This is a genomic window from Flavobacteriales bacterium, from assembly GCA_021739695.1.
Classification (GTDB): Bacteria; Bacteroidota; Bacteroidia; order UBA10329; family UBA10329; genus UBA10329.
Genome location: JAIPBM010000005.1, coordinates 64,006 through 88,009 on the forward strand (window position 1 = coordinate 64,006; position 24,004 = coordinate 88,009).

Annotated in this window: 21 protein-coding genes; 17 read left to right on the plus strand and 4 right to left on the minus strand. The window is 43.6% G+C overall.

The features are described 5' to 3' along the window. Positions 1-18 precede the first annotated feature (18 nt). On the plus strand, positions 19-411 hold the full coding sequence (locus tag K9J17_04295) for a PUR family DNA/RNA-binding protein (GenBank protein MCF8275933.1): 393 nt from the start codon (positions 19-21) through the stop codon (positions 409-411). A 570-nt stretch (positions 412-981) separates the two neighbouring features. After that, complete coding sequence (locus K9J17_04300) at positions 982-1,974, plus strand: T9SS type A sorting domain-containing protein (GenBank protein ID MCF8275934.1); 993 nt, start codon at positions 982-984, stop codon at positions 1,972-1,974. Between the two features lie 125 nt (positions 1,975-2,099). Here K9J17_04300 and K9J17_04305 read toward each other — a convergent pair whose 3' ends face one another. From K9J17_04305 to K9J17_04315, 3 genes are read right to left on the minus strand one after another with little or no spacing between them, the layout of a single operon-like run. Beyond that, positions 2,100-3,146, minus strand: a complete 1,047-nt coding sequence (locus K9J17_04305) for an RluA family pseudouridine synthase (GenBank protein ID MCF8275935.1) — start codon at positions 3,144-3,146, stop codon at positions 2,100-2,102. Further along, positions 3,143-5,101, minus strand: a complete 1,959-nt coding sequence (locus K9J17_04310) for a T9SS type A sorting domain-containing protein (protein ID MCF8275936.1) — start codon at positions 5,099-5,101, stop codon at positions 3,143-3,145. Before K9J17_04310 ends, K9J17_04305 begins: the two co-directional genes overlap by 4 nt. Further along, the gene (locus K9J17_04315; GenBank protein ID MCF8275937.1) at positions 5,070-5,942 is read right to left on the minus strand and encodes a PASTA domain-containing protein; all 873 of its coding nucleotides are present in this window, start codon (positions 5,940-5,942) and stop codon (positions 5,070-5,072) included. Before K9J17_04315 ends, K9J17_04310 begins: the two co-directional genes overlap by 32 nt. 138 nt (positions 5,943-6,080) lie before the next feature. Between K9J17_04315 and K9J17_04320 the strand changes: the two genes are divergently transcribed. Further along, positions 6,081-7,064: a D-alanine--D-alanine ligase gene (locus tag K9J17_04320; GenBank protein MCF8275938.1), complete on the plus strand. Its 984-nt coding sequence runs from the start codon at positions 6,081-6,083 to the stop codon at positions 7,062-7,064. Here the strand turns inward: K9J17_04320 and rdgB are convergent. Further along, positions 7,050-7,625: an RdgB/HAM1 family non-canonical purine NTP pyrophosphatase gene (gene rdgB / locus K9J17_04325; protein MCF8275939.1), complete on the minus strand. Its 576-nt coding sequence runs from the start codon at positions 7,623-7,625 to the stop codon at positions 7,050-7,052. The two genes, K9J17_04320 and rdgB, sit on opposite strands and share 15 nt — an antisense overlap. A 104-nt stretch (positions 7,626-7,729) precedes the next feature. Between rdgB and K9J17_04330 the strand changes: the two genes are divergently transcribed. The 14 genes from K9J17_04330 (at position 7,730) to K9J17_04395 (ending at position 24,002) form a co-directional block, all read left to right on the plus strand. Further along, positions 7,730-9,370: a hypothetical protein gene (locus K9J17_04330; protein ID MCF8275940.1), complete on the plus strand. Its 1,641-nt coding sequence runs from the start codon at positions 7,730-7,732 to the stop codon at positions 9,368-9,370. Positions 9,371-9,397: 27 nt separating this feature from the next. Beyond that, positions 9,398-10,231, plus strand: a complete 834-nt coding sequence (locus tag K9J17_04335) for an ABC transporter permease (GenBank protein ID MCF8275941.1) — start codon at positions 9,398-9,400, stop codon at positions 10,229-10,231. Next, complete coding sequence (locus K9J17_04340; GenBank protein MCF8275942.1) at positions 10,228-11,319, plus strand: ATP-binding cassette domain-containing protein; 1,092 nt, start codon at positions 10,228-10,230, stop codon at positions 11,317-11,319. Before K9J17_04335 ends, K9J17_04340 begins: the two co-directional genes overlap by 4 nt. Continuing rightward, a complete protein-coding gene (locus K9J17_04345) occupies positions 11,319-13,268 on the plus strand; it encodes a glycosyltransferase (GenBank protein ID MCF8275943.1) in 1,950 nt (649 codons plus the stop codon). The genes K9J17_04340 and K9J17_04345 overlap by 1 nt, the downstream gene beginning before the upstream one ends. Next, positions 13,261-14,202 carry a glycosyltransferase gene (locus K9J17_04350; GenBank protein ID MCF8275944.1) on the plus strand — a complete coding sequence of 314 codons (942 nt, stop codon included), beginning with the start codon at positions 13,261-13,263 and terminating at the stop codon, positions 14,200-14,202. The genes K9J17_04345 and K9J17_04350 overlap by 8 nt, the downstream gene beginning before the upstream one ends. After that, the gene (locus tag K9J17_04355) at positions 14,199-15,140 is read left to right on the plus strand and encodes a glycosyltransferase (protein ID MCF8275945.1); all 942 of its coding nucleotides are present in this window, start codon (positions 14,199-14,201) and stop codon (positions 15,138-15,140) included. The genes K9J17_04350 and K9J17_04355 overlap by 4 nt, the downstream gene beginning before the upstream one ends. A gap of 30 nt (positions 15,141-15,170) precedes the next feature. Then, a complete protein-coding gene (locus K9J17_04360; protein MCF8275946.1) occupies positions 15,171-16,025 on the plus strand; it encodes an ABC transporter permease in 855 nt (284 codons plus the stop codon). After that, positions 16,025-17,293 (plus strand): ABC transporter ATP-binding protein, encoded by a 1,269-nt coding sequence (locus K9J17_04365; GenBank protein MCF8275947.1) that lies wholly within the window; start codon positions 16,025-16,027, stop codon positions 17,291-17,293. The genes K9J17_04360 and K9J17_04365 overlap by 1 nt, the downstream gene beginning before the upstream one ends. Positions 17,294-17,352: 59 nt before the next feature. Further along, a complete protein-coding gene (locus tag K9J17_04370) occupies positions 17,353-18,240 on the plus strand; it encodes an alpha-1,2-fucosyltransferase (protein ID MCF8275948.1) in 888 nt (295 codons plus the stop codon). 5 nt (positions 18,241-18,245) lie between these two features. Beyond that, positions 18,246-19,376, plus strand: coding sequence for an NAD-dependent epimerase/dehydratase family protein (locus tag K9J17_04375; protein MCF8275949.1), 1,131 nt, complete (start codon positions 18,246-18,248; stop codon positions 19,374-19,376). Positions 19,377-19,380: 4 nt separating this feature from the next. After that, positions 19,381-20,832, plus strand: a complete 1,452-nt coding sequence (locus K9J17_04380; GenBank protein MCF8275950.1) for an MBOAT family protein — start codon at positions 19,381-19,383, stop codon at positions 20,830-20,832. A gap of 3 nt (positions 20,833-20,835) precedes the next feature. Next, complete coding sequence (locus K9J17_04385; protein MCF8275951.1) at positions 20,836-21,852, plus strand: hypothetical protein; 1,017 nt, start codon at positions 20,836-20,838, stop codon at positions 21,850-21,852. Between the two features lie 333 nt (positions 21,853-22,185). After that, positions 22,186-22,911 (plus strand): hypothetical protein, encoded by a 726-nt coding sequence (locus K9J17_04390; GenBank protein ID MCF8275952.1) that lies wholly within the window; start codon positions 22,186-22,188, stop codon positions 22,909-22,911. After that, positions 22,908-24,002, plus strand: a complete 1,095-nt coding sequence (locus K9J17_04395) for a DegT/DnrJ/EryC1/StrS family aminotransferase (protein ID MCF8275953.1) — start codon at positions 22,908-22,910, stop codon at positions 24,000-24,002. Before K9J17_04390 ends, K9J17_04395 begins: the two co-directional genes overlap by 4 nt. Positions 24,003-24,004 lie beyond the last annotated feature (2 nt).

The window sequence follows — 24,004 nt, forward strand, 5'->3', positions numbered from 1 at the left end:
GCTATCAAATTAGAGCAGATGGACGGAAAGGACACGAACAGGCGAGAGGACATCTTCTCTAAACCCGTAAAGGCGGGAAAAAGAACTTACTTTTTTGATGTGAAGGCCACTCGCGGAGACGACTTTTACGTGACCATTACCGAAAGCAAACGTAGGATTGATGAGAACGGGAAGTTCCACTACGACAAGCACAAACTGTTCCTATACAAAGAAGATTTCGAGAAGTTTGCCGAAGGCCTGAATGAGGCCATCGCTTTTATTAAAGGCGAAAAAGGCGAAGACTACGGCACCGAAGAACACATGGATGATGCCGACCACTACGAAACCAAAGTAACGCCAAGCCTTACATCCAACACGCAAGGTTACTCTTCAGACATCAGTTTTGATGATCTGGGAGATGACGACAAATAATCAGCCATTCTATTACTGAAACCGAAAAGCCTTCCAGAAATGGGAGGCTTTTTTTTATGGCTTCCATTTAGAGTGCCATTAAAGCATGAAGGAGCCAAAACTGTGCTCCCAAGTTGCTTAGTAACTTCAGCAGGAACCTCCGCAGGCTACGAAGCGCCCTTAGCAGCGCTGGCGGCACTGTCCGCAAAACCTTCCGAGCTGTCCGCAACGTTCTCCGAAATCTCCGAAATCCTCATCGAACCGTCCGCAACGCGAACCGAGTCCTCCGCAATAAGCAACTAATCGTCCGCAATACATAAAGAGCCGTCCGCAACACGCAGCGAACCGTCCGCAATACATAAAGAGCCGTCCGCAGTAGGAAAAGCAGTGTTATTTATGCTGATGACCATCCATTTGACATTCCTGACAAATGGAAGCATTCTGCGGAGCACGCCAAGCGTATTGCTCACGCTCACAATCGATGTCAGGAGAACCTAGAAGATGCTCATTAAACAAACGCTACGCTTCAACTGTAATTTATGGGCGAAAATTGGTTTGCTACAACCACTTCTAACACCCAACTTTGGGCAAATGAGATCATGGCTCATCATACTGGCTCTGCTGCCTCTGTTTGTTCAGGGGCAGAACCTTGTGCCGAACCCATCTTTTGAGGAACACACCGAATGTCCTGATGGCCCTGGAAAAATAGCCTTTGCGTATCCATGGGAAAATGTACTGGGGAGTTGTGATTATTTCAATGAATGCGGAACAAATGGGTATAGGGCATCTGCGAACATAGTAGGGGGTGGGGGTGCAAGAACAGGACAGGCAAATGGTCATTTCCTTCTGTGGTCGATAAATAATCAGCAAACAGAAATATTAGGAATCGAGTTAATCACTGAAATGGAAGCGGGAGTGCGGTATAGAGTGGAGTTTTATTTGAGCATGACCGATAGTATTTGGTACGCCTCTAAGAACTTTGGTGCGTATTTCTCCGCAGTTCAACCTCCGAACGATATAGACAACATACAGAGCTGTCAGCCGCAGGTACGGTACGAGGGAGCCTTCATTACGAACAAAGAAGGATGGACGCGTGTGTCGGGCACCTTTGTGGCGCAGGGCGGGGAACGATTTCTGAGCATCGGCAACTTAGATAAATACGAGGATACCGAGACCCTGTTTGTTCCAGGTGGCGGGGTGTACCGTCCACAGCAACCAGTTTACTGGAGCAGCTCCGCCTACTTCATAGACGATGTGTCTGTTGTGCCGGATAGCACCACCAGCATTCAGGAGGCGGCTGTTGCAGAAAAAGGGATGGCATTTGAGCTTTGGCCCAACCCCGCAAAGGAGTTCGTACAGTTCAGGATATCAGATTCCTCCACTCGTTCCTCGGTCGGAATGACGGTGCAGGTATTGGATGCCCTTGGGCGTTCGGTGGCCGCGTTCCCCCTTCAAAAGGGGGTGTCCGCAGGACGGGGGATTTCAGGAGAAGTAGACGTAAGCACCCTGCCAACAGGCATCTATTTCCTTCAACTTACAGACGAGGAAGGAAAACACGCGGTAAGCAAGTTTGTGAAGGAATAAGTAGAAGGCCTTAAGCCAAAATATACAGATTGATGATGGCCACAATAAAGTAAGGCACCAATCCGCCAAATTGAATTATTGTCATTAGGTATAAAATTGGATCGGCAAGAAATTCAACAAACTTGTCAATCTTTCCTGCTACTTACATAGCCGCGCCATTTTTCGAGCAGCAGTTGCATGTCTTCGGGCAGGTCGGTCTCAAAGTTGAGTCGCTCTTTGGTCATTGGCTGTGTAAACCCGAGCGAACGCGCATGCAATACAGCACGCGGAGCAATCTCAAAACAATTCTGAATGAACTGGGTGTATTTGGTAAACGTGGTGCCTTTCAGCGCTCTATCTCCGCCATAGCGTTCATCATTGAACAGCGTATGTCCGGCATATTTCATATGCACCCGTATCTGATGCGTGCGACCCGTTTCCAGTTTGCATTGCACCAGCGTTACGTAGCCAAAACGCTCTAGCACCTTATAGTGTGTAACGGCATGCTTTCCTTGACTTCCATCAGGGAACACATCCATCTGTAAGCGATTTTTTACCGATCGACCGATATTTCCGGTAATGGTTCCTTCATCCTCATCAAAATCTCCCCATACCAGTGCGTTGTATAACCTATCGGTAGTACGGTCAAAAAACTGCTTTGCAAGACCCGACATCGTCAGTTCGTTCTTGGCAATCACCATTACTCCCGATGTTCCTTTATCCAAGCGATGCACCAGCCCGGGGCGAGGTTCTTCCTTCTTGCCCATATCCGGCAAATTCTTGAAATGGTGCATCAATCCGTTGACCAACGTTCCCGTATAATTGCCGTGGCCGGGATGTACCACAAGGTCGGGCTGCTTGTTTATCACCACCACATCTTCATCCTCATACAGAATATCCAAGGGGATGTTTTCGGGATGAATGGTCTTATCGCGTGGAGGATATGCCAGCACAATGGTCACCTCATCCTTGGGCTTCACCCGGTAATTCGGCTTTACAGCCACGCCATTCACATGCACGTTTCCAGCATGACCAGCAATTTGGATCTTATTGCGCGTAGCGTTGGCCACACGGTCCATCAGAAACTTATCTATGCGCAAGGGCTCTTGGCCTTTATCGGCCACAAAGCGATGATGTTCGTAAAGGTCTTCTTGTTCGTTTTCCTCTTCGTAGAGGTCCGATTCAACACTCATTCTTGTATGATTATCCGTTGCGCAAAAACGCCATCGGCAGCATCCACTCGCAGGATGTACGTACCCGTTTTAAGATGCCCAAGCTCTAATTGACGAGCATATCCTTTCTGAGAAAAAACCACCCTTCCGGATAGGTCAAACATCGAAATCTGTGCATTGGAAAATTGTCCTGACTTTGATTCTTCCAGAAAAAGCGTACCGCTTGTCGGGTTCGGATATGCCTTCACGTACAATTGTTCAGACGTTTCTTTTACACCCACCCAGTCGTCATATGGTTTTCCGAACGAAGGTCTTATCATGATGGCACCTGGAATAGAGCTTTGGCTCCAATTTGTTCCCAAGTTGTAGTAGACCTTGCTTGATACATCCGTCCGTTTATCAAACCCAACAGAGAATTTGAGATTGGTGGCGGGCTGCTGAATCCAACCTATCCAAATGTTCTCATTAACGATAAGGGTCGTATCAAGCGGATAATGGTAGAAATAATTGAACTGATCGGTATATTGTAGATTGATGGATTCGGGTGATGTCCAGATCAACTGTCCTGGCTGTTCACTTCCAACCCAAACAGCAAGTAGTACTGGTTGATTGGATAAATCGAACTGAACTGGATTAAGATATATCTGAATAGCCTGTAGTGTATCCTCTTTCTTGATATTGTACTTGACCGCTACCATTCCAATATTCTCCAACTCACCCAATCCATAGGCAGCTTCGGCCGTTCCATCATCGTATGCGTAGTAGTTGTAGAATTCCTGTTTTTCTACACGTACATTATTCTCTGGATGATCATCAGCTACTTCCAAGGTAAATCTTAGTTCATAAAATGTTGAATCCGGCTTCCATTCATCATCAGTAGGAAAACTTGTAATCAAAGTATCAAAATTGTTTAAAAGATTACTGGATGTCCCAATATTACATGATCCTGTAATCACATTATCGCAGATCCGATTGGCAAAAACAGTAGCAGTTCTAGTGAACACATCATACTTCAGCGCCCCCGTATAATCAAGCATTTGAAGAGAGAAGGTAGTGGGTATATCTGTGGTATCGTTATTCCGCAGAGCGATGAACGCTGTGTCTCCGATAAATCCGACAGAATCCATTTTATAATGCTCCCATGGCATAGAACTGAACTCCTTCAACAGTGAAAAGGTCGCGGTTCTGTTTAGGTCCAATTCAGGAAGAAAAGATGTCTGGCATAGCTGAGACACATCTTTTCTGACCGTATCAGCAGCCGTTCTTCCTCCATCCAGTTCCACATAATCGATGTGCCAATGGTCTACACTTCCAGCACGCGAAGCATAGTTTTTGAATCGGAATTGAAACCCGTTGTACAAGTATTCTTGATCAAGTATTGGCAGCATTGCCCGCTTGAACTTATAATTCTCTAGCGTGTAGCCCTGCGCATCCCAAACCTGTGTCCAAGCATCGGCCGTGTCTTTGAACTCCAGCACAAGAAGGTCTTCAGCTTCTGGAGCATTTCCAAGTCCCTGCGCTTGGTAGTAGAAACTGAGATAAACCGTATCTGCAGCAGTGGCAAGATTGAGCGGTTTTGACGTGAGACTATCTGAAAGTGTTGGCAAAGAAGTACCGAAACCATAAGCCCTGCCGCGCTCATCCAATCCATCAAACGTGGCCACTCCTTGAGAAATTGGATTAACAGCCATGTGATTGTTGATGTAAACCGTGTTGCCTATCCACCTATCAGGGTTAGGCCACAGGTCAGCATTGGTTCTCAATCGAGAGAACGGCTCCGAAAAATCATCGAAAAAAGGCAGGTCAAGCGTATCGCCCAGAGCACGTGCGTTTGTCTGCTCCGAACGCAAGTAGGCATCATAATCTTTCAATGCACGATTTCCTGTCAGATCCATAAGCATCTCTTGACCAAATCCCGCAAACCAAAGGGTGGTAAGAATGAAACTACTGATCGCCTTCTTCAAAATCATCATCATTTGGCTTTACGTTCAAAAGCAGCGAATCCAGTGGTGGAAGCGCCTTGGAGTAGAGTGCCGTATCGTACTTGATAGAGGCTGTATCTCCGGTGAAATAAAGGATAACACTACTTCCCATTGGAAGAAGTTCGCCTTCCCTGAATTCAGGAATCTGTCGGTAAACGCGGACAAGCGAAGTATCCGTAAATGGCGTATCCACCCTGAAAGTTCCCAAATTGAGCGAAAACGCATTCAAGCGTTCAACCGCTTCTTCCAACCGATAATAAAGCAGATATGGAACAGGCACACGTGTGTTGCTGAGGCCGTCTCCAAGCACCAGATCTACCACGGTATTCACAAATACGTTCTTTCCCTTTTGCACCGATCTACCACCGATCTTCTGATCTAGCACAGCATTTTTGGCAATGTCTGGTCTGTATTCCAAATTACCGAGCTGAAGACCAACGCTTTCCAACACTGCCTTTGCCTGTCTCAAACTAAGATTGTGAACATCAGGCATCACAACTTGGCGCGGCATAACCGCATTCACCGTCAGGTAAACTTTTCTGCCTCTTTTTACTCGATATCCCGGCTTCGGCTCTTGGTCGGCAACCGCTCCGCGAGGAAGATCTGAGGAATAAAGTGAATCCACCACCTCAAATTCAATGTCAGTCGTATCGGCAAAAGCAGCTATCTGCGCTACAGGAACACCGGTAAAATCAGGCACTTCAACGGTCACTCCGTGTTCGGTGTACGAATCCAACCAAAAGAAAAGGCCAACTGCTGCAAATACTGCTACCAGCACTGCTATGCCAACGTTGACCAGGAATTTTTTCGTAAAAATGAACTGGATAAAACCCATATTATCAGACAGAAGTTGCGCTTACAGCAACGGAGGCCAAAGATATAAATTATGCACCCGCAGCCGTTTAGCATTTATTGGCACACAGAATATGCGCCACTCATAATTTGAAGTACATTGGTGCCGTTACATCTCCAAATGAAAAAGACCGTTGCTATCGTTTTTGGCGGATATTCATCAGAATGGGTGATTTCTGAAATGAGCGCCAAGGTTGTTCACAAACACCTCGATTCCCTCAAGTACAATTTATATCTGGTCCGAATTGCCAAAGATGGCTGGACCGTCAATTTAGATGATGGTTCAACGGCTGTTGTTGACCGAAATGATTTTTCGTTTGTTAAGAATGGAAACAAACACACATTCGATGTGGTTTTCAACGCCATTCACGGAACGCCAGGCGAAGACGGAAAGCTTCAAGGCTATTGGGACATGCTCGGAATTCCGTACACATCGCCCGGAGTTCTAGCCTCTTCGCTCACGTTCAGTAAGAGCTATTGCAATGGTTTTCTTCGCCAATTTGATGATGTGAATATTGCCGCTTCGGTGATGGTTAGAAAAGGAGAGAATGTGGATGCAAAAGCCATCCTCGACAAGGTTGGATTGCCATGTTTCGTTAAGCCGAACAACTTGGGTTCAAGCTTCGGGATTACCAAACTGAAGGAAGCCGACAAATTCGGTGAAGCACTGTTCACAGCCTTGGAGAATGATGAAGAAGCCGTGATCGAGCAATTCATCAACGGAATTGAAGTTGCTAGCGGAGTTTACAGCCACAATGGCGAAGTGATTGCCCTTCCGCTGACCGAGATTGTTTCCAAGAATGAATACTTCGATTATCAAGCGAAGTACGAAGGCGCCAGCGAGGAAATTACACCAGCACGGATTCCAGATTCGGTTCGTGAGCTGATTCAGGAAACCACTCGTAGAATTTTCAAACGCCTGAAACTGAAAGGCATGTCGCGCATCGATTACATTGTTCAAGATGGCGTTCCATACCTGATAGAAGTGAACACGATTCCCGGACTATCCGAAGCAAGCCTGTTACCACAGCAAGTGGTTTATTCTGGAAAGAGCCTACAGGAATTCTTTGGTCTATTGGTGGAAGATGCCTTAGCGGGAAGCTAGAAAATCAACCAGTTTCTGCACTGCAAGTCCTCGGTGACTGATGTCATTCTTCTGCGCCAAGGTCATTTCTGCAAAGGATTCATTGAAACCATTCGGACGAAAGATCGGGTCGTAGCCGAAGCCTTTTTCGCCATGTTCTTCTGTCAGAATTTCGCCATCCACGCGACCTTCAAAGAAGTGTTCTTCCCCATTTAAAATAAGACTGATAACGGTTCTGAAACAGGCCGACCGGTCTTCTGCCCCTTTCATCTTCGCAAGCACTTTATCCATATTATCCTGAAAAGAACAGCCTTCGCCAGCGTATCGTGCTGAATAAACGCCAGGCTCACCGTTCAAGGCCGAAATCTCCAAACCTGTGTCGTCCGAAAAGCAGTTTTTCCCTGTTCGTTCAAACACGTAGCGCGATTTAATGCTGGCGTTCGCATCCAAGGTTTCGCCTGTTTCAGGAATGTCAACTTCTCCTAAAACATCCTTTAATAATAGTACGGTGAATTCCTTCGGCAACTTGGACCGGACCTCCTCCAACTTGTGTGCATTATTGCTTGCAAAAACGATTTCCATGCCGTGAAGGTAAAATGAGAAAAGGGGGAAATGAAAAAAGTAGCAGTCGTTTTCTCCTTTTTCCTTTTCCCGTTTTTCCTAGTCGGTCTTCGTTACTTAGCAGCATGGATTTTCTGAAGAACAATCGTTTGGCGCTGCACCTCTTTATGGGCGTGCTTCTGACGATGATCTATCCAATGCAAGAACTGTTCTCTGGCAATCAGAACATCTATTTTCTGTGGGGAATGGCCGATCTGCTGCCGAATGCTTTTACTGCCGACCCACTGCTCAATTCTCCCGATCCGTATCCACTTTTCAGTTGGCTCATCTCTATTTTTCCCGTTCAGTTTCTTGTAGTTTGGACAGGCTTTCTGTACATCCTTCTGAATGCGGTTTACTCCTTTTCGCTCTTCGGAATTGCTAATCAAGTGGCTGGAATCTATTATCAGAAAAGTCGCCTTTTTTCCTTTTTCGCTTTTTTCCTTTTTCTCCATACTTCTCCCATTTGGGGAACATACTTCAAATTGATTGCTGATGTTGACCTCCGTTGGGTCTGGGACAGCGGCATTGCCGAGCAAGGTGTGCTGCGTGGTTATTTGCAACCGAGTGTGTTCGGGGTTTTTCTGTTGCTGAGTTTCTACTTCGCTTCGCGGAGAAATTTCGCAGCAGCCATTTTATCCATCGCGCCAGCCGCTGCCATCCACGCCAACTACCTTTTTCTTGGCGGAATATTGACCCTTATTTATTTGCTTCAAGCCCGGTTTGAACGCAGATCAATCATTGCTTCAGCGCTTTTATTGCTGATGGCTCTGCCCTACTCTATCTATGTATTAAATCACTTTTTACTGCTTGATGCCGACACGAAAAACGCCATCAACCAAGCTGTGATGGCAGGATATGAAAGCAACATTCACATCAATCCAAGTAATTGGCTTAACGCGAAGTTCTTCTTGCAATTGGGCGTGTTACTAATTGGTTTGATAGCCATTTGGAACACGCGTTTCCGAACGCTGTTTCTCAGCATGTTGGGCATTGCGGTAACGCTGACAGCAATTGCTTACGCAACCGACAACACAACGTTGATCAGTCTGAATCCGTGGCGGTTTTCCATTTTACTGATTCCTGTTTCGGTAGTCGCTATTCTTTCCAAAATTGTGGAAAGCGGACTTTGGAATTTACTTCGTCCGACATCTATTGCAGTAATCGGAAGCGTCTGTGTGATGCTGGTCTATTATCGTGTTTTCGGCAACGCATCAGGTGCTTTTCACAATCAATGGTTGATGATTCATTCTGCGTTAACCGCAGGAACCGTAACGATTATCATTCTACTCGCAAAGCGCGAATGGTTCTCGAAATTGCTGGAACCTCTTCTGGTCATCGCGTTGCTGGTAGTTGGAACGACTGACATTTTCGTTGAACGATCAACCAAAGAAAACGCTGAGCAATTCCAAGCAATTACCAACCTCAAAGGCAGCGAACCGAACACAACTTACATCATTCCGCCTGATTGGACTTCCTTTAGAATGAATGCAGAAAAAGCTGTTTTTGTGGATGAAAATCTGGTTTATGGCCCAGCCTTGCCGAGTTTGATGCAGCGATTGGAAATGGCTACAATTGCTTCTGAAACCAACGACTATTCGGAGATTTTAGATTCAATTCCATTCGGTACATCCGTAAAACTGATTGCTCCAAATAATCAAGTTATCGAAGCTGCGATTTCAAACGAACACACCACAGCAAACTACACCTGTTACGTTCTGCGGTAATGCAGCCGCAATCGTACTTTTGAGCAAATGGCCGCACCGAAACCTGTTCGTTACATCCGCCCAAACCAGCCGTTTTCGGATTGGCTCAAGCAACTGATCGACAGGCGCGAAACACTGTGGTTCTTCATTTGGAAAGACCTGAAAGTGCAGTATCAGAAACCCATTTTCGGGCTGCTTTGGTCCGTTTTCCAACCACTGGTCTATTTCGGTATCATCTTATCCGTGGTGAAGTTTTCTGGCAGAACGGCAAGTGTTTCCGAAATGCCATTTTCACTCTATCTCATCAGCGGATTGTCCATTTGGAATTTCACTACCTCTAGCATTTTGGGTGCGGTGAACAGCATCCAATCCAACGCGGGCATCATAAGCAAATCATTCTTTCCAAGATTCTATCTCATCCTCTCGCCTATTCTCAAAAGCACACTCGATCTGCTCATTATGTTGTTGATCGTTTTCGCGCTTGCCTTGTATATGCAACAACCGATCACATTCAGCACTATCGGTTTTTTAATCACTTCGATCATGTTCGTTTGGACAACCACACTTGGTTGGTCGGCCATTGCGGCCAGTTTGGTGGTAAGCAACCGCCATATCCGACATGCCATTCCCGTTTTGCTGTACGCAATGATATTTGCGCTGCCTGTCTTCTATTCGATGCAGAAAATCGACAATCAAGCGCTGCAAACCATTTATCAATTCAATCCAATTGCTGGCGCGATGGATTTCTTGCGAAGCGGTTTCGGAATGGAATCGCTTTCAATAATGACGATGGCATCTTGGTCGCTTCAATCGTTGATCTGGCTCATAATCGGAATCATCGTTTTCCGTAGAACCGAAAAAACCTTAGCCGATAAGGTATGAAAGTGGTTACTGCACATGGCCTTTCGAAATCGTACTGCCTCAAAACGGAGGGCGAGCGGGAATTCCATGCGCTGAAAAACATTTCGTTTGAGGTGAACAAAGGCGAAACCATCGGCATTATCGGACAGAACGGAGCTGGGAAAAGCACCCTGCTGAAGATGCTTTCTGGCATTACACTGCCCACTTCGGGCGAAGCAAAAGTGGTCGGTTCATTCTCCAGTCTGCTGGAAGTCGGAACGGGATTTCATCCGGATCTAAGCGGCCGGGACAACATCTTTTTGAACGCTTCCATACTCGGAATCTCTCGAAAAGAAGTGCAGACCGAAATGGTGAATATCGTTGCATTTTCGGGTGTGGAAAAGTTCATCGACCAGCCGCTACGCACCTACTCCAGCGGCATGAAACTACGCTTGGCGTTTTCCATCATCGCGCATCTCAAAACCGACATTATTGCGTTGGATGAAGTATTGGCCGTGGGCGATTCGATGTTCCAAGTGAAATGTATGGAACGCATCTTCGATTTCAAACAGCAAGGCAGAACCATTCTGTTCGTTTCGCACAACTTGAGCGCAGTGAAAAAACTCTGCGAACGCACAATTGTGCTTAAAGCTGGCGAAATCGTTTTTGATGGACCGACAGAGGAAGCCGTTAGGTTTTATTTAGAATCGAATCGCGTTCAATCGAATCTTGGCGATAACCAATTCATCCGTTCGATTGACGTTTCGGCAACTGATAAAACCGGAATAATTGAACTTGAAATAGATAATATTTCTTCTGATTCGGAACTCGATCTTGGCATCAACATCAGCACACTAGATGGCTTACCGTTGTATCATTTCAGCAATCGATTCATCGGAAAAACGCTTGTTCCTAAAAACGGCAAACTCCGGCTGCAATTGACCTTCAACCAGCAGCTGAAAGCTGCCAATTACAGCGTTTCTGTACATCTCGGTCAGAACGAGCAGCAACTTTTGTGGCAAGAGAACGTTGCCACGCTGACCGTACCGCCTTACACGCCTTACGGATTCCACAATCCTGACGCGATTCAAGGGCCGATCATCACTCAATTCGACATAAACGAAGTGTGATGGAAACGCCTGTTCTATTGCTGGTCTACAATCGCCCACGGCAGACCGAAAAGGTGCTTTTGCGCTTACAGCAATGCGGAATTTCCAACATTTTCGTTTCTGCGGATGGACCGAAAAACACATGCGACAGAAAACGGATCGATGAAGTGAAATCCGTCCTAAACCGATTCGATTCCATCATCAAACACAAACGATTTTCAGAGAAGAATCTTGGTTGTAAAAACGGTGTCCTTTCAGGCATCAGTTGGTTTTTCGACCAAGTTGATGAAGGCATCATTCTGGAAGACGATTGTCTGCCAAATCCGCACTTTTTTCCGTTCATCAACCACATGCTTCACCGCTATCGCGATGAACAGAAAGTGATGATGGTTAGCGGCAACAATCCGCTTGGCAGTTGGCAAACGGAAGGGGGCCATTTCCTCTCGCGCATTGGTCCAATTTGGGGTTGGGCAACCTGGAAAAACCGCTGGCAAGGATTCAATCCTGAACTTCCGGAGTTCGATAAATTCGTTTTGAATCGTGGTTTTGAACGTGCTTTCGGTCCTACGAAATTGACTTCTTCAAGAATTGACCTGACCAGAAAATCGCTGCGTGAAGAAATCGATACCTGGGATTACCAATGGAATGCACACATCTTAATGAACCACGGATTAGCGGTTATTCCAGAACAGAACTTGGTCGAAAACATCGGTTTTAATTCCGATGGAACAAACATTCGATCGAAACCGAATTGGATCTCAAATACCATTTCGAATGAACCGATAGAAATAGACTCGCGGCCGATTGAAATTGACCGCGAATATGAAATGGAATGGGAACTGGCCAGAAAATCGAATTCCCCTGCAAGCGAATCTTCATTGTCGTTTGAAGAAAAAGGGAAAACGGAAAAACGGAAGCTTCGAGTTCTGCTCATCAATTCCACCGATGTTGGCGGTGGCGCAGAGAAAATCGCTCTTACGCTGCATCAACAGTTATTGTCTCTTGGGCATGATTCCAATCTACTGGTTCAAGTCAAGAAATCTGAACTTGATTCGATTGAAGAAATAGAAGATTGGAAATCGCAGATCAGCAGTTTTAAACCCGATGTGATTCACGTTCATAACCTGCATGGAACTTCCATTCCGTTAAATGAATTCTCAGATTTCGTTCAAGAGATTCCCGTTCTTTTCACGCTTCACGATTCCTGGCTTGCTTCAGGTAGTACCGAACACCCATTTGAACAGAATTCTTCCAAGTTGGATTTATTGGAATTGAAAGCTTGGAAGAAGGAATTCCTACAACGACATGAGGCAATTCTCAACAGCAATTTCAGATTTGCCGCACCAAGCCAATGGATGCGCGAATTATTGTTCCACGCACATGGAATTCGTCCATTTTATGTTCCTAACGCAATTGAAAATGTCCTTTCTGCGGAAGTTCAGATTCCTTCTGATCGGTTCATCTTATTCGTTGCAAATAGACCGGAAACAAATCCGTATAAGGATTTCGCAACACTGAAAAAAGCTTGGAAGAAAGCCAATGAAAAGATTGGAGTAAATGGTTGTGACTTGATTGTTCTGGGTGGAAATCAAACAACTGAAAAGATTGGAGACCACTCCATGTTCGTTCTCGAAAAGCAAACATCTGAACAGGTCAGTGCTTTCATGGAACGGTCACTTTTTATTGTTCAGGCCAGTTTACAAGACAATGCTCCGCTCACCATTTTGGAAGCTCACGCAGCCGGAAAGAAAGTGGTCGCTTCGCTGGTTGGAGGAATTCCAGAGTTGATGGATGAGGAAAATCTAGATTGGCTTTACGAAGCTGAAAACGCTGATGATCTTTGCGAAAAGCTGATTGCCGCATTGAGTTCAGAAGCAAGAGACAGAGAGATAAGAGACAAGAAAAAGTGTTCTGTAGAATCGATGGTGAACACGTATCTTGGTCATTACCTGAATTTAATGGATGCCTGATTTTTCCATCATAACGCCTGTGCTCAATCAAGCCTCAACCATCGAGAAATGCATCGAGTCGGTTGCTTCGCAGAATGTTGATGTGGAACATATCATTGTTGATGGTGGAAGCACTGACGGTACGGTTGACATCATCCGAAAACATGAAAGCAAACTGGCGTTTTGGGTGAGCGAGAAAGATTGCGGACAAAGCCACGCCATCAATAAAGGATTGGAACGTGCTACCGGAACATGGTTCAATTGGCTGAATGCAGATGATCAACTGACTGAGGATTCACTAAAAACTGTTTTAGAAACGGCAAAATCAGACTCAAAAGTGGTCATTGGCAAATGCCGACACATCAATCAGAATGACGAAAACCTTGACGAAGGTTCAGCGCGCATTTGGAATTCTTTGGAAGCAACTTTAGGCAACTATAGCATGGGTCAGCCTTCCGTTTTTTACCGAACTGAACTTGTGAAGGAATTGAACGGTTTGAACGAAAACCTCCACTTGTGTCTGGATATGGATCTGTGGTTTCGTTTTCTGCTAAAGCATGGTCAGAATCAAATTAAAACTACAGCGAAGGTTCTGTCCAAGTTTTTGGTGCACGATGATTCGAAGTCCAGTCTACAGGCAGAAAAAATGAGATCCGAGAAATACGGAATCTATCACGCTTTGCTTTCAAAGTTTGAACTTCCAACTATTCTCAAAGAGTTCTTTTCTGATTATCCGATTCCAAATTCCGTTCAGTATGCATTGACTACAGAACTGAACAAGAACGAACTTCTCTCTCATTTTGCTTGGCACTTGATGGTTGATGCCTACGGTAAAAAGCAACATGCGACATGTTCGGCCTATTTTGATGTTGTCAAAAAAGGAGCGCGGCTTTCTAGAGTAGAAAATTTGGAATGGAAAGCACGCATTGCTTCCGCAAAAATTCTGAAAGCATGAGTGACCAGCCTTTGGTGAGCGTGCTGATGCCTGCCTACAACGCAGAGAAATTCGTTGCAGAAGCGGTCAAATCCATTCTCAATCAGGATCATGAAAACTGGGAATTGCTCATTCTGGATGATGCCAGCACTGATTCAACCTTGGCAATTGCTAACTCAATCAATGACGAGCGAATCAAGGTCTTTCGAAACGATGAAAACCGTGGTTATCTGCTCTCATGTAACGAGCTATTTGAAAAAGCAAGTGGTGATTTCATCACGTTTTTAGATGCAGATGATACTTGCGCAGCAAATAGACTTTCCGTTTGCGTCCAAGAATTTATCAATCAACCAGACCTAGATTTCCTGACTACGGATCATACACGAATCAATGACTCTGGGAATCAACTTTCCGAACGTCTGGTTTCTGTCGATTATGACCGATACGCTTCCGAACCAAGCTACTATCCTACCATCTGCTGTGCAGCCATATTTCTACGTAAAGAACTGTTGCAAAAGGTCGGTGGTTATCATCCGTTCTTCAAAGAAATCGGGGGCGAAGATTACCATTGGCTATTTCAATTAAGCAGAAACGGAAAGGGTACTCACGTTAAAAGATCGTTGTATTTCTATCGCACACACAGACATCAAACACATCTTAAAAACACCAATCCGCTTAAGTATTTTGCAAAAGACATCGATCAGGAAATCCGAAGCTCCGTGCTGATGGGTGATGATGTACTTGAGAATGACGAAAAATTAGGCATAAAGTGGAATGAATTCGTTTCGAAGCATCCCTCAGAACTCTATTTGAGAAAAGCTTCCGAGGCATTGAACCTCAACCAAAACTCCGATTTCCTTCAAGCCTTAGCCAAGGCAGTATTTTCATGGCCGCCAAGTTTTAAAATTATAAAAAAAGCAAGCTATTTGGCCTATTCAAAACTTGCGCGAATCACGTAGCTCAGAATATTATCTTTGGCCGCAATCTGAATGGCACAAACAGAAGAAAATTGGTCGCTTATCATCAAACCAAAATCTAATTGGTGGGATTTGAAGCTTGGCGAGATTTGGGATTACCGAGACCTGGTTTGGATTTTTGTCAGGCGCGATATAGTTGCCGTATATAAGCAAACCGTACTTGGACCGTTGTGGTTTTTTCTTGCTCCGATATTCACTGTAATTGCATACAATTTTGTTTTCGGGTCTATTGCTGGCATGTCCACGGACGGAATTCCTCGGCCAGTTTTCTATTTGAGCGGCACCACTCTTTGGAATTATTTCTCTGTATGTTTTACAACAACTTCCAACACCTTCACTAGCAATGCTGCCATATTCGGGAAGGTTTACTTTCCTAGATTGATTGCTCCCATCTCGACTGTTCTATCAACTCTATTCAAATTTGGAGTGCAAATGCTCATGTTTCTAGCAGTGCTTGCTTATTACATGATCTATACAGACTCTGGAATACACTTTACTTCATGGGTATTGTTGTTTCCAGTCTTAGTTTTGATGATGGGTGGTCTATCGCTTGGAATTGGAATTATCTTGTCTGCAATGACCACTAAGTATCGCGACCTACAGAATTTCATTGGTTTCGGAGTAACCTTGCTAATGTATGCCAGTCCAGTTATTTATCCTGTTTCGGCAGTTCAGGGGTCTTATGCATGGCTAGTTAAGTTCAATCCAATTACACCGATTATTGAAGCTTTCAGACTCGGTTTTACTGGAACTGGAACCGTAAGTGGTTTAGAACTGATTTATAGCGGCTCGTTCATCGTGGTTATCGTTGTTATTGGAGCTATGTTGTTTCATAATGTTGAACGCACCTTTATGGATACGGTATAATGAGTAAAGTGGTCATTTCTGCAGAACATGTTTCTAAGCAGTATCGCTTAGGAATGGTTGGGGCCGGAACGCTTCGAGAAGACCTTGTAGGATGGTGGCATCAATTCCGCGGAAAAGAAGACCCTTATTCAAAAATAGCCGAAACGAATGACCGGACAAGCAGCGGTAACAGCAATTATGTTTGGGCCCTTCGAGATGTGAATTTTGATGTGCAACAAGGAGAGGTTCTTGGCATTGTAGGTAAAAATGGAGCCGGCAAAAGCACACTATTAAAAATCCTATCAAGAGTTACAGCGCCAACTGTTGGAACAATTAAAGCTAAAGGACGAATTGCAAGCCTTCTAGAGGTTGGCACTGGTTTTCACCCAGAATTAACCGGGCGGGAAAACATCTATCTTAACGGAGCAATCATGGGAATGAGAAGCGCTGAAATCACCCGTAAACTTGATGAGATTGTCGACTTTGCGGGAGTACAGCGCTACCTTGACACACCAGTAAAGCGTTATTCATCTGGAATGTATGTTCGACTGGCGTTTGCGGTAGCCGCACATTTGGAACCGGAGATTCTCATTGTAGATGAAGTGCTTGCAGTAGGAGACGCTGAATTCCAGAAAAAAGCCTTAGGAAAAATGGAATCCGTATCTAAGGGTCAAGGACGAACCGTTTTGTTTGTAAGCCACAACATGGCTAGCGTAAAGAACCTTTGCAGTCGGGCAATTCTGATGTCGAACGGCACCATTGGTTCCGTTGGGTCGGCAGAACAGGTAGTAAATGATTACTTAACTTCTCAGGTAGCCCGTCAACCTGTTCAAAAGTGGCTCAATGGATGCCCATCAGATACAGATAAGGTGCACCTTTTAGAAGCGTCTGTAAATAATCTGACCAGCGGCAAAGAACTTTTCTTTGTTGGTGACGAATTGGGAATTCGGTTCAAATTCAACCTGAATCTAGAACGAATAGAACGGATTAATTTGAGCTTAAATCTGTTTCACGTCTCTGGGCAGATAATTTTTAATTCATTATCAGAAGTTATTGACATCAAAAATGGCCTAATTGAGTCTGAAATGATCATTCCGAAGGACCTGATGAACAACGGGCTTTTTCGCGTAATGATCATTGTTGCAAAAGATAAATCAATCCCTCTTTTTCAAATGGATGAGGCCATAACATTTGAAGTGCAAGACAAGAGAGAAAGTGATGAAAAGTGGTTCGGAGATTTAAGTGGCCACTTGATAAGACCAAATCTCACATGGCGCATGAATATGTGATGCGGAAATTGTATTGGTTTGGAGTTTAAGCATTCGCAATTGCCATTACCAAAGTATAGATGATAATAACCAGAATATATCAAGGTCTTGGCAACCAACTTTTTCAATATGCCTGCGGTAAAGCATTGGCTTTGCGTAATGGAGATCAATTAAAGTTGGACACCACATTCTATGAAAATTCTGAAGTAACGCAGTTCGGATTCACTTATAAGCGCAATTTCGAAATTGCTAGGTATAGCGTGGCAATTGTCGAAGCGTCCAAACAAGAAATTGATGTATTTAAAGGTGTGGCTGTTCCAAGTATCTGGCAGCGTATTCTGTATAGATTGAACAAGAATTCCCGACCTCAAAGAATCGAAGAAGATCTTTCGAAATTCACTCCAGAAATAACCGGCCTAAAAGGCGATGTTTATCTCAATGGATATTTTACAAGCGAGGAGTTCTTTAAAGACTACGCCCACGTGATACGAAAAGAGTTCACACTCAAAAACGAGATGAGTGAAGAAAACTGCGGTTGGGCGGAAAAAATGGCCAATTGTAATTCTGTGTGTATTAGCTACCGCAGAACCAATTTTGTCAACAACCCTCTTCATGAGGTCTGTTTTATGGACTATTACTTGGATGGGCTTCGCAAAGTAGAACAGTTGTTGGGACAAAATATCACTGTTTTCATTTGGAGTGATGACAACGAATGGACAAGGGAAAACTTCCGACCTCCGTATGAATGTCATTACATGACCCACAATTTTCCCGATTTTCATGAAGACCTTCGACTTATGACTCGATGTAAGCACCACGTGATTCCAAACAGTACCTTCAGTTGGTGGGCTGCTTGGCTGGGAGAATGGGAGAATCAGATTGTAATTGCTCCTGAAAGATGGCTTAATAGTACTGAAATTGAATATGGCCATGTTATCCCTGAACGTTGGCACAAAATCAAGAATTGAGAAAAATGAATGTTCTAATAACCGGAGGCGCAGGCTTCATTGGATCTTCTATGGCCGTTGAACTTATATCGAGAGGTCATTCTGTAAGGATTTTGGATAATCTGTCACCTCAGATTCACGGCACAGACCCGAACTTTTCGCCCACTCTACTACGCGTAAAAGGAAAAGTAGATCTTCATGTTGGCGATGTTACCAACCTAGATGATTGGAAAAAAGCACTACAGGGGATTGATTGCGTAGTGCATTTGGCAGCTGAAACCGGTACAGGCCAGTCGATGTACGAAGCTCATCACTACATGAATGTGAACGTATGTGGCACTGCTCACCTACTTGACCTTCTCAGCCATGAAGGATCAAACGTAAAACGAATAGTAGTAGCTTCTTCTAGAGCAATTTATGGGGAAGGTAAATATGTCGATGGCCATGGAACTGTTCATTACCCTGTGGCCAGGCATGAAACGGACCTGAAATCAGGTGTTTTCAATCCCACTTACAATGGCGAGGAATTGGAATCAGTTCCTACTACTGAAGACACTCCATTTTCACCAACGTCAATCTATGGTATTTCCAAGCAAGTGCAGGAACAGATGATTCTGGTGGCTGCTAGAACAAAAGGAATATCAGCTTTTGCACTGAGATATCAGAACGTGTATGGCCCAGGTCAATCGCTGAAGAATCCTTACACTGGAATCATTTCCATATTCTCCAAATTACTACTAGCCAACCAGCCGATCAACATTTTCGAAGATGGACTGGAATCGCGGGATTTTGTATTCATAGATGACGTGGTAAACGCAACCTGCGCAGCTATCGAACATCCCGATGCTTCAGCAATTGAAAGTATCAATATTGGAAATGGAATTGCCACATCTGTAGCTAGGGTGGCCGATATTCTCAAAGACCTGTACCGATCTGATTCGGCATTGACAACAACTGGAAATTACCGCCTTGGTGACATTCGGCATAATACTGCTGACCTTACGAAGGCCAAACAGATTCTTGGATATGCTTCAAAAACGACTGTAGAAACTGGTCTGAAGCGGTTTTCTGAGTGGGTGAACACTCAGAAAGTGAACACTGACGACAGTTACCAGAATAGCTTGGATGAGTTGAAAGAAAAAGGATTATTGAAATAAAAGCATGCTTTTCAACTCTATCGAGTTTTTCATTTTTTTCCCGGTGGTATTCATCACCTATTATGTAATTCCCCATCGGTTCCGTTGGATTTTTCTGCTTATTGCCAGCTACTACTTCTATATGAGTTGGAAGCCAGAATACGCGATACTCATCATGGCAAGTACGGTAATCGATTATTTTACTGGGCTAGGAATTGGAAATAGCAACAGCAAGAAACTCAAACTCTCGTTATTGGCAGTAAGCCTTAGCACCAATTTAGGGCTGCTATTCACATTCAAATATTTCAATTTTTTTATCGACTCGTTGAATGCCATTTCAAGCTTATTTCCACATGGCCCAACCCTAAGCAATGCAAATCTGATACTGCCAGTGGGTATTTCATTTTACACTTTTCAAACGCTTAGCTACACCATAGACATTTACAAAGGCGGACAAGCTCCAGAGCGGAATTTTGGAAAATTCGCTCTTTTTGTTTCGTTTTTCCCACAGCTTGTTGCAGGACCAATTGAACGGTCAGTACACCTGCTTCCACAGTTCAGTAGAAAGATTGAATTCAATTACGGTCTGGCAGTTTCCGGCATGCGACTTATGCTTTGGGGGCTATTCAAAAAAATGGTGATTGCCGATCGACTTGCGCTCATCGTTAATGAGGTTTACGGAAACCACGAAAACTATATGGGTTTTCAGCTCATATTAGGAACCGTGTTCTTCGCATTCCAGATCTACTGCGATTTCTCTGGATATTCCGACATAGCCATTGGTTTGGCCCGAACACTAGGATTTGATCTCATGACCAATTTTACGCTACCATATTTCTCCAAGAACATTCGAGAATTCTGGTCACGATGGCATATTTCGCTCAGTACTTGGTTCAGAGATTACGTCTATCTTCCGCTTGGTGGAAACCGGGTAACCGAATCCAGATGGTTCTTCAATCTATTCATCACATTCCTTATCAGTGGGCTATGGCACGGTGCCAATTGGACCTTTGTCATCTGGGGAGCGCTTCATGGAACGTATCTGATAGCGGCCATTGTTCGCGATAAGATTTTAAATCACTTCAATCTAACGCAGTTAAAATTCAACTCTGACAATCTATTCGGTCGGATCGCCAACGTGGCTTTTACGTTTGCATTGGCATGTATTGGATGGGTATTTTTCAGAGCTGATAATGTATCTGATGCTTTTGACATCATTAGCAATATGGCCCATATCAGCAAAAGTCAAATTGGCTTTTTTGCGTTCGGAGAATCGTTGAAAGATGAACTTCTTGTCTCATTGATTTTTCTTCCCATAATGATCGTTGCAGAATACTTGACAAGAAAAGGAACCGTTGAGGGAATTGTAGGCAAACTGCCTTGGTACGGAAGATGGACCCTTTATCTGGTCTTCGGATTGTTTATCACGCTATTCTCCGTTTTCGGCAGTCACGAATTCATTTATTTTCAATTCTAAGACATGAAGACACTGATTATTAAGTTAGTGCTTCTAACCATATCGGTTACTTCATTCACGCAATTGGCCGTAAACCATATAAACGTATCCAGATATAAGAATTTCGACCCTGCAAGGTTCAATTATCTGAATGAAAATCTTGAAGAATACAATGTCTATTTTGTTGGTTCTAGTCGGTTTGGCAGGCAGATTCACCCCGTATTGTTTGATTCACTGAATACTGACTTAGGCTATCATTCATACAATTATTCTTTTGACGCAGCCTATGCTCCAACCACCATAAATCTTGCAGAAGAGTTGATTGATAAGATTCCTGATGATTTAAAAATGTTAATCCTAGAATTATCTCCTTTAGAATTTTCTGGCAACATGGACGCTGATCACATTGCAAGGACAATACCTTGGTACACGCTTGAAGATTTTTTATTTCTAGCTCAATCAACCCATCTACTTACGCCTAAAATCAGCGAGCAATTAAGGCTTTGGAAAAATCAAGTCTATCTATTTACGTACAACGTACTTGATATAGGTGAGTTCTGGAAGAGACTGAAACTTAGCTTGAATCATTACATTTCTGATTCGAGAGAAATTCTGTGTTCTACAGAAGTTATTTCGGACCATAAAGAAATCGTGAAGCTCCAAGCATCAACAATTGCAAATCTACCTGAGCAACTAGCGACTTATGATTTGAATTTGACCAATTCCCCTTACCTGAGAAGGGTAAATTCATTGCAAAAAAAATGCACAAATCAGCATATCGAACTAATACTTGTTGTAACTCCCAAAATGCAGCAGCCTGATATTCGTTATATCGAATCCTTAGCTAAACTTATTGATCAGGATAATGTGATCCGCGTCAATGATTCGAAGGAATACAGCCAATATTATACGATAGAATATGCTTCAGATGCAGACCACCTAAACAACAAGGCAGTTAATCTGTACACTTCCAACATCAGCAGTTCAATCAGGAATCTGACCATGAAAAACCAGATAAAGTCTATCCGTGAAATACCGTAGTTAAAAATGTATAGGCTTCTCCTTCGATTTATACTATTCTCGATTCTGCTATTAGCTACGTCACAACTCTTGATACGTCCATTTATTTATCATTCTTTTTGGGGCGACCCAGATTACATCGTCAAATTCGATCGATTTTTCAGCTCACCCAATGATTTCAACACAGTTTTCGTTGGGTCGTCAAGAACCATGAGGCATATCGACCCAATTATCTTTGACTCAATAACTGGTTTGAACAGCTTCAATTTCGGGATTGACGGAGTTGGTTGTCCATTCAATTACAAATTATGCGAAGAAATCCTTGATTCCAAAGAATCAGAACATTTGACCTTCATGTTCTTGGAGCTCTTTTCGCCACGTACAAATCTGACAGAAGAAGTGATGCATACAGATAAAGTCATTTATCGATATGATTTTGATGACTTTTATTTTACCCTTAGGTCAACTTTTCAGGACGGGAATATGACCTTCCGCCAAAAATTGAATGAAGTATCGTTGCATTCCAGAAATCTAATTGAAACGTCATTCAGATTTGGTCAGTTTCATAGAGTTTCAAATTCAATTCAGAAACACTATTACGATAGATTAGGAATATCAGGTCGAGGATTTATCAATGGCACCACGGAAGTACTACAATTGCAGGATTCATTTCTGATCAGGTCACATGATGAAATACTGGAACATCCAAAGTTACTGAACTATCAAATAAAGAACAATCGATCATCTAATTTAAATCCTAGACCTTGCATAGATTGCTTCAAATATCATTGGGAGTATGTATCAAACATTCAGCAAAAGTGCGCAACCAAAGGAATTATGTTGGTTTTGATGGTTCAACCTCTAATGAATGAACGTCACGCTGAATTCATTAGTCAATTTCTTTTAGAATCCCCCAAAACAATGGAAATCCTAAATTATGCTGACAGTGAAAGATTCCCTGACTATTACAAGCTGGAAAACGTATTTGACAAAGGCCACCTGAATTCCAGTGGCGCAACCTTATTTACGACTACTTTAGCTTTAGATGTAAATGACATCTACCAACTCACTGCCGAATGACGCAAAAGCCGATTTACGTTACCCAATCGTTTTTACCTCCTATTGAAGAATATCAAAAGAGGATAAATGACATATGGGAATCTGGACACTTAACCAACCATGGACCTAACGTTTTACAGTTAGAATTGGAGTTAAAGAAGCATTTGGGAGTGAAGCACTTGTTCTTGGTGAACAACGGGACAATTGCCTTGCAGATAGCTATAAAAGCGCTAGATCTCCAACGTGAGATCATCACAACCCCTTTTTCCTACGTAGCTACAGTTTCATCAATCGTTTGGGAAAATTGCAAACCCGTTTTTGTCGATATAAACAATCGCGATTTCTGCATTGATCCGTCTAAAATAGAAGAAGCCATTACGAAAAACACCACGGCCATTTTAGCAACTCATGTTTACGGTCACCCCTGCGATGTAATGGAACTTGAACGCATTGCAACCAAACACAAGCTGAAAGTAATTTATGATGCTGCCCATGCATTTGGCGTGAAACGTGCTGGAGTTTCAATCCTGAATCATGGCGATATTTCGACCTTGAGTTTCCATGCAACCAAAATATTTCATACCGGAGAAGGGGGTGCGATTGTAACTAATGATGACGATCTGGCCGTTCGCATTGAATATATGCGAAATTTCGGTCATGATGGGCCTGAGAAATTTCAAGGAGTTGGAGTAAACGGAAAAGTGTCAGAATTTCATGGTGCGATGGGGCTCTCGGTTCTTCCTCACATGGGAAAAATCGTCCACCACAGAAAACATGCGGTTGAACTGTACACTCAATTGCTTGGAAACGATGACCGACTTTACCTTATTAATTCGAAGAGCAATGTTCTGCACAATTTCTCTTACTTTCCAATTGTATTTGCAAATGAACAGACTCTCTTGACCGTAATGAAGGCGCTAAATGAAAACAACATATTTCCAAGGAGGTACTTCTATCCATCTCTCAATAAGTTGCCTTATGTTACTGAGCAAATAATGCCCGTTGCAGAAGACATTTCAACTCGGGTGCTTTGCCTTCCACTTTCTTCAGAAATATCTGATACCGATATTCAGCGTATTTCGAATTGCATTCTCAACCATATCACCGAATAAAC

What these genes read in the sequence shown, in the direction of transcription:
- K9J17_04295 (MCF8275933.1), top strand. Translation starts at nt 19, where the DNA reads ATGGACGGAAAGGACACGAACAGGCGAGAGGACATCTTCTCTAAACCC.
- K9J17_04300 (MCF8275934.1), top strand. Translation starts at nt 982, where the DNA reads ATGAGATCATGGCTCATCATACTGGCTCTGCTGCCTCTGTTTGTTCAG.
- K9J17_04305 (MCF8275935.1), bottom strand. Translation starts at nt 3,146, where the DNA reads ATGAGTGTTGAATCGGACCTCTACGAAGAGGAAAACGAACAAGAAGAC.
- K9J17_04310 (MCF8275936.1), bottom strand. Translation starts at nt 5,101, where the DNA reads ATGATGATGATTTTGAAGAAGGCGATCAGTAGTTTCATTCTTACCACC.
- K9J17_04315 (MCF8275937.1), bottom strand. Translation starts at nt 5,942, where the DNA reads ATGGGTTTTATCCAGTTCATTTTTACGAAAAAATTCCTGGTCAACGTT.
- K9J17_04320 (MCF8275938.1), top strand. Translation starts at nt 6,081, where the DNA reads ATGAAAAAGACCGTTGCTATCGTTTTTGGCGGATATTCATCAGAATGG.
- rdgB (MCF8275939.1), bottom strand. Translation starts at nt 7,625, where the DNA reads ATGGAAATCGTTTTTGCAAGCAATAATGCACACAAGTTGGAGGAGGTC.
- K9J17_04330 (MCF8275940.1), top strand. Translation starts at nt 7,730, where the DNA reads ATGGATTTTCTGAAGAACAATCGTTTGGCGCTGCACCTCTTTATGGGC.
- K9J17_04335 (MCF8275941.1), top strand. Translation starts at nt 9,398, where the DNA reads ATGGCCGCACCGAAACCTGTTCGTTACATCCGCCCAAACCAGCCGTTT.
- K9J17_04340 (MCF8275942.1), top strand. Translation starts at nt 10,228, where the DNA reads ATGAAAGTGGTTACTGCACATGGCCTTTCGAAATCGTACTGCCTCAAA.
- K9J17_04345 (MCF8275943.1), top strand. Translation starts at nt 11,319, where the DNA reads ATGGAAACGCCTGTTCTATTGCTGGTCTACAATCGCCCACGGCAGACC.
- K9J17_04350 (MCF8275944.1), top strand. Translation starts at nt 13,261, where the DNA reads ATGCCTGATTTTTCCATCATAACGCCTGTGCTCAATCAAGCCTCAACC.
- K9J17_04355 (MCF8275945.1), top strand. Translation starts at nt 14,199, where the DNA reads ATGAGTGACCAGCCTTTGGTGAGCGTGCTGATGCCTGCCTACAACGCA.
- K9J17_04360 (MCF8275946.1), top strand. Translation starts at nt 15,171, where the DNA reads ATGGCACAAACAGAAGAAAATTGGTCGCTTATCATCAAACCAAAATCT.
- K9J17_04365 (MCF8275947.1), top strand. Translation starts at nt 16,025, where the DNA reads ATGAGTAAAGTGGTCATTTCTGCAGAACATGTTTCTAAGCAGTATCGC.
- K9J17_04370 (MCF8275948.1), top strand. Translation starts at nt 17,353, where the DNA reads ATGATAATAACCAGAATATATCAAGGTCTTGGCAACCAACTTTTTCAA.
- K9J17_04375 (MCF8275949.1), top strand. Translation starts at nt 18,246, where the DNA reads ATGAATGTTCTAATAACCGGAGGCGCAGGCTTCATTGGATCTTCTATG.
- K9J17_04380 (MCF8275950.1), top strand. Translation starts at nt 19,381, where the DNA reads ATGCTTTTCAACTCTATCGAGTTTTTCATTTTTTTCCCGGTGGTATTC.
- K9J17_04385 (MCF8275951.1), top strand. Translation starts at nt 20,836, where the DNA reads ATGAAGACACTGATTATTAAGTTAGTGCTTCTAACCATATCGGTTACT.
- K9J17_04390 (MCF8275952.1), top strand. Translation starts at nt 22,186, where the DNA reads ATGTTCTTGGAGCTCTTTTCGCCACGTACAAATCTGACAGAAGAAGTG.
- K9J17_04395 (MCF8275953.1), top strand. Translation starts at nt 22,908, where the DNA reads ATGACGCAAAAGCCGATTTACGTTACCCAATCGTTTTTACCTCCTATT.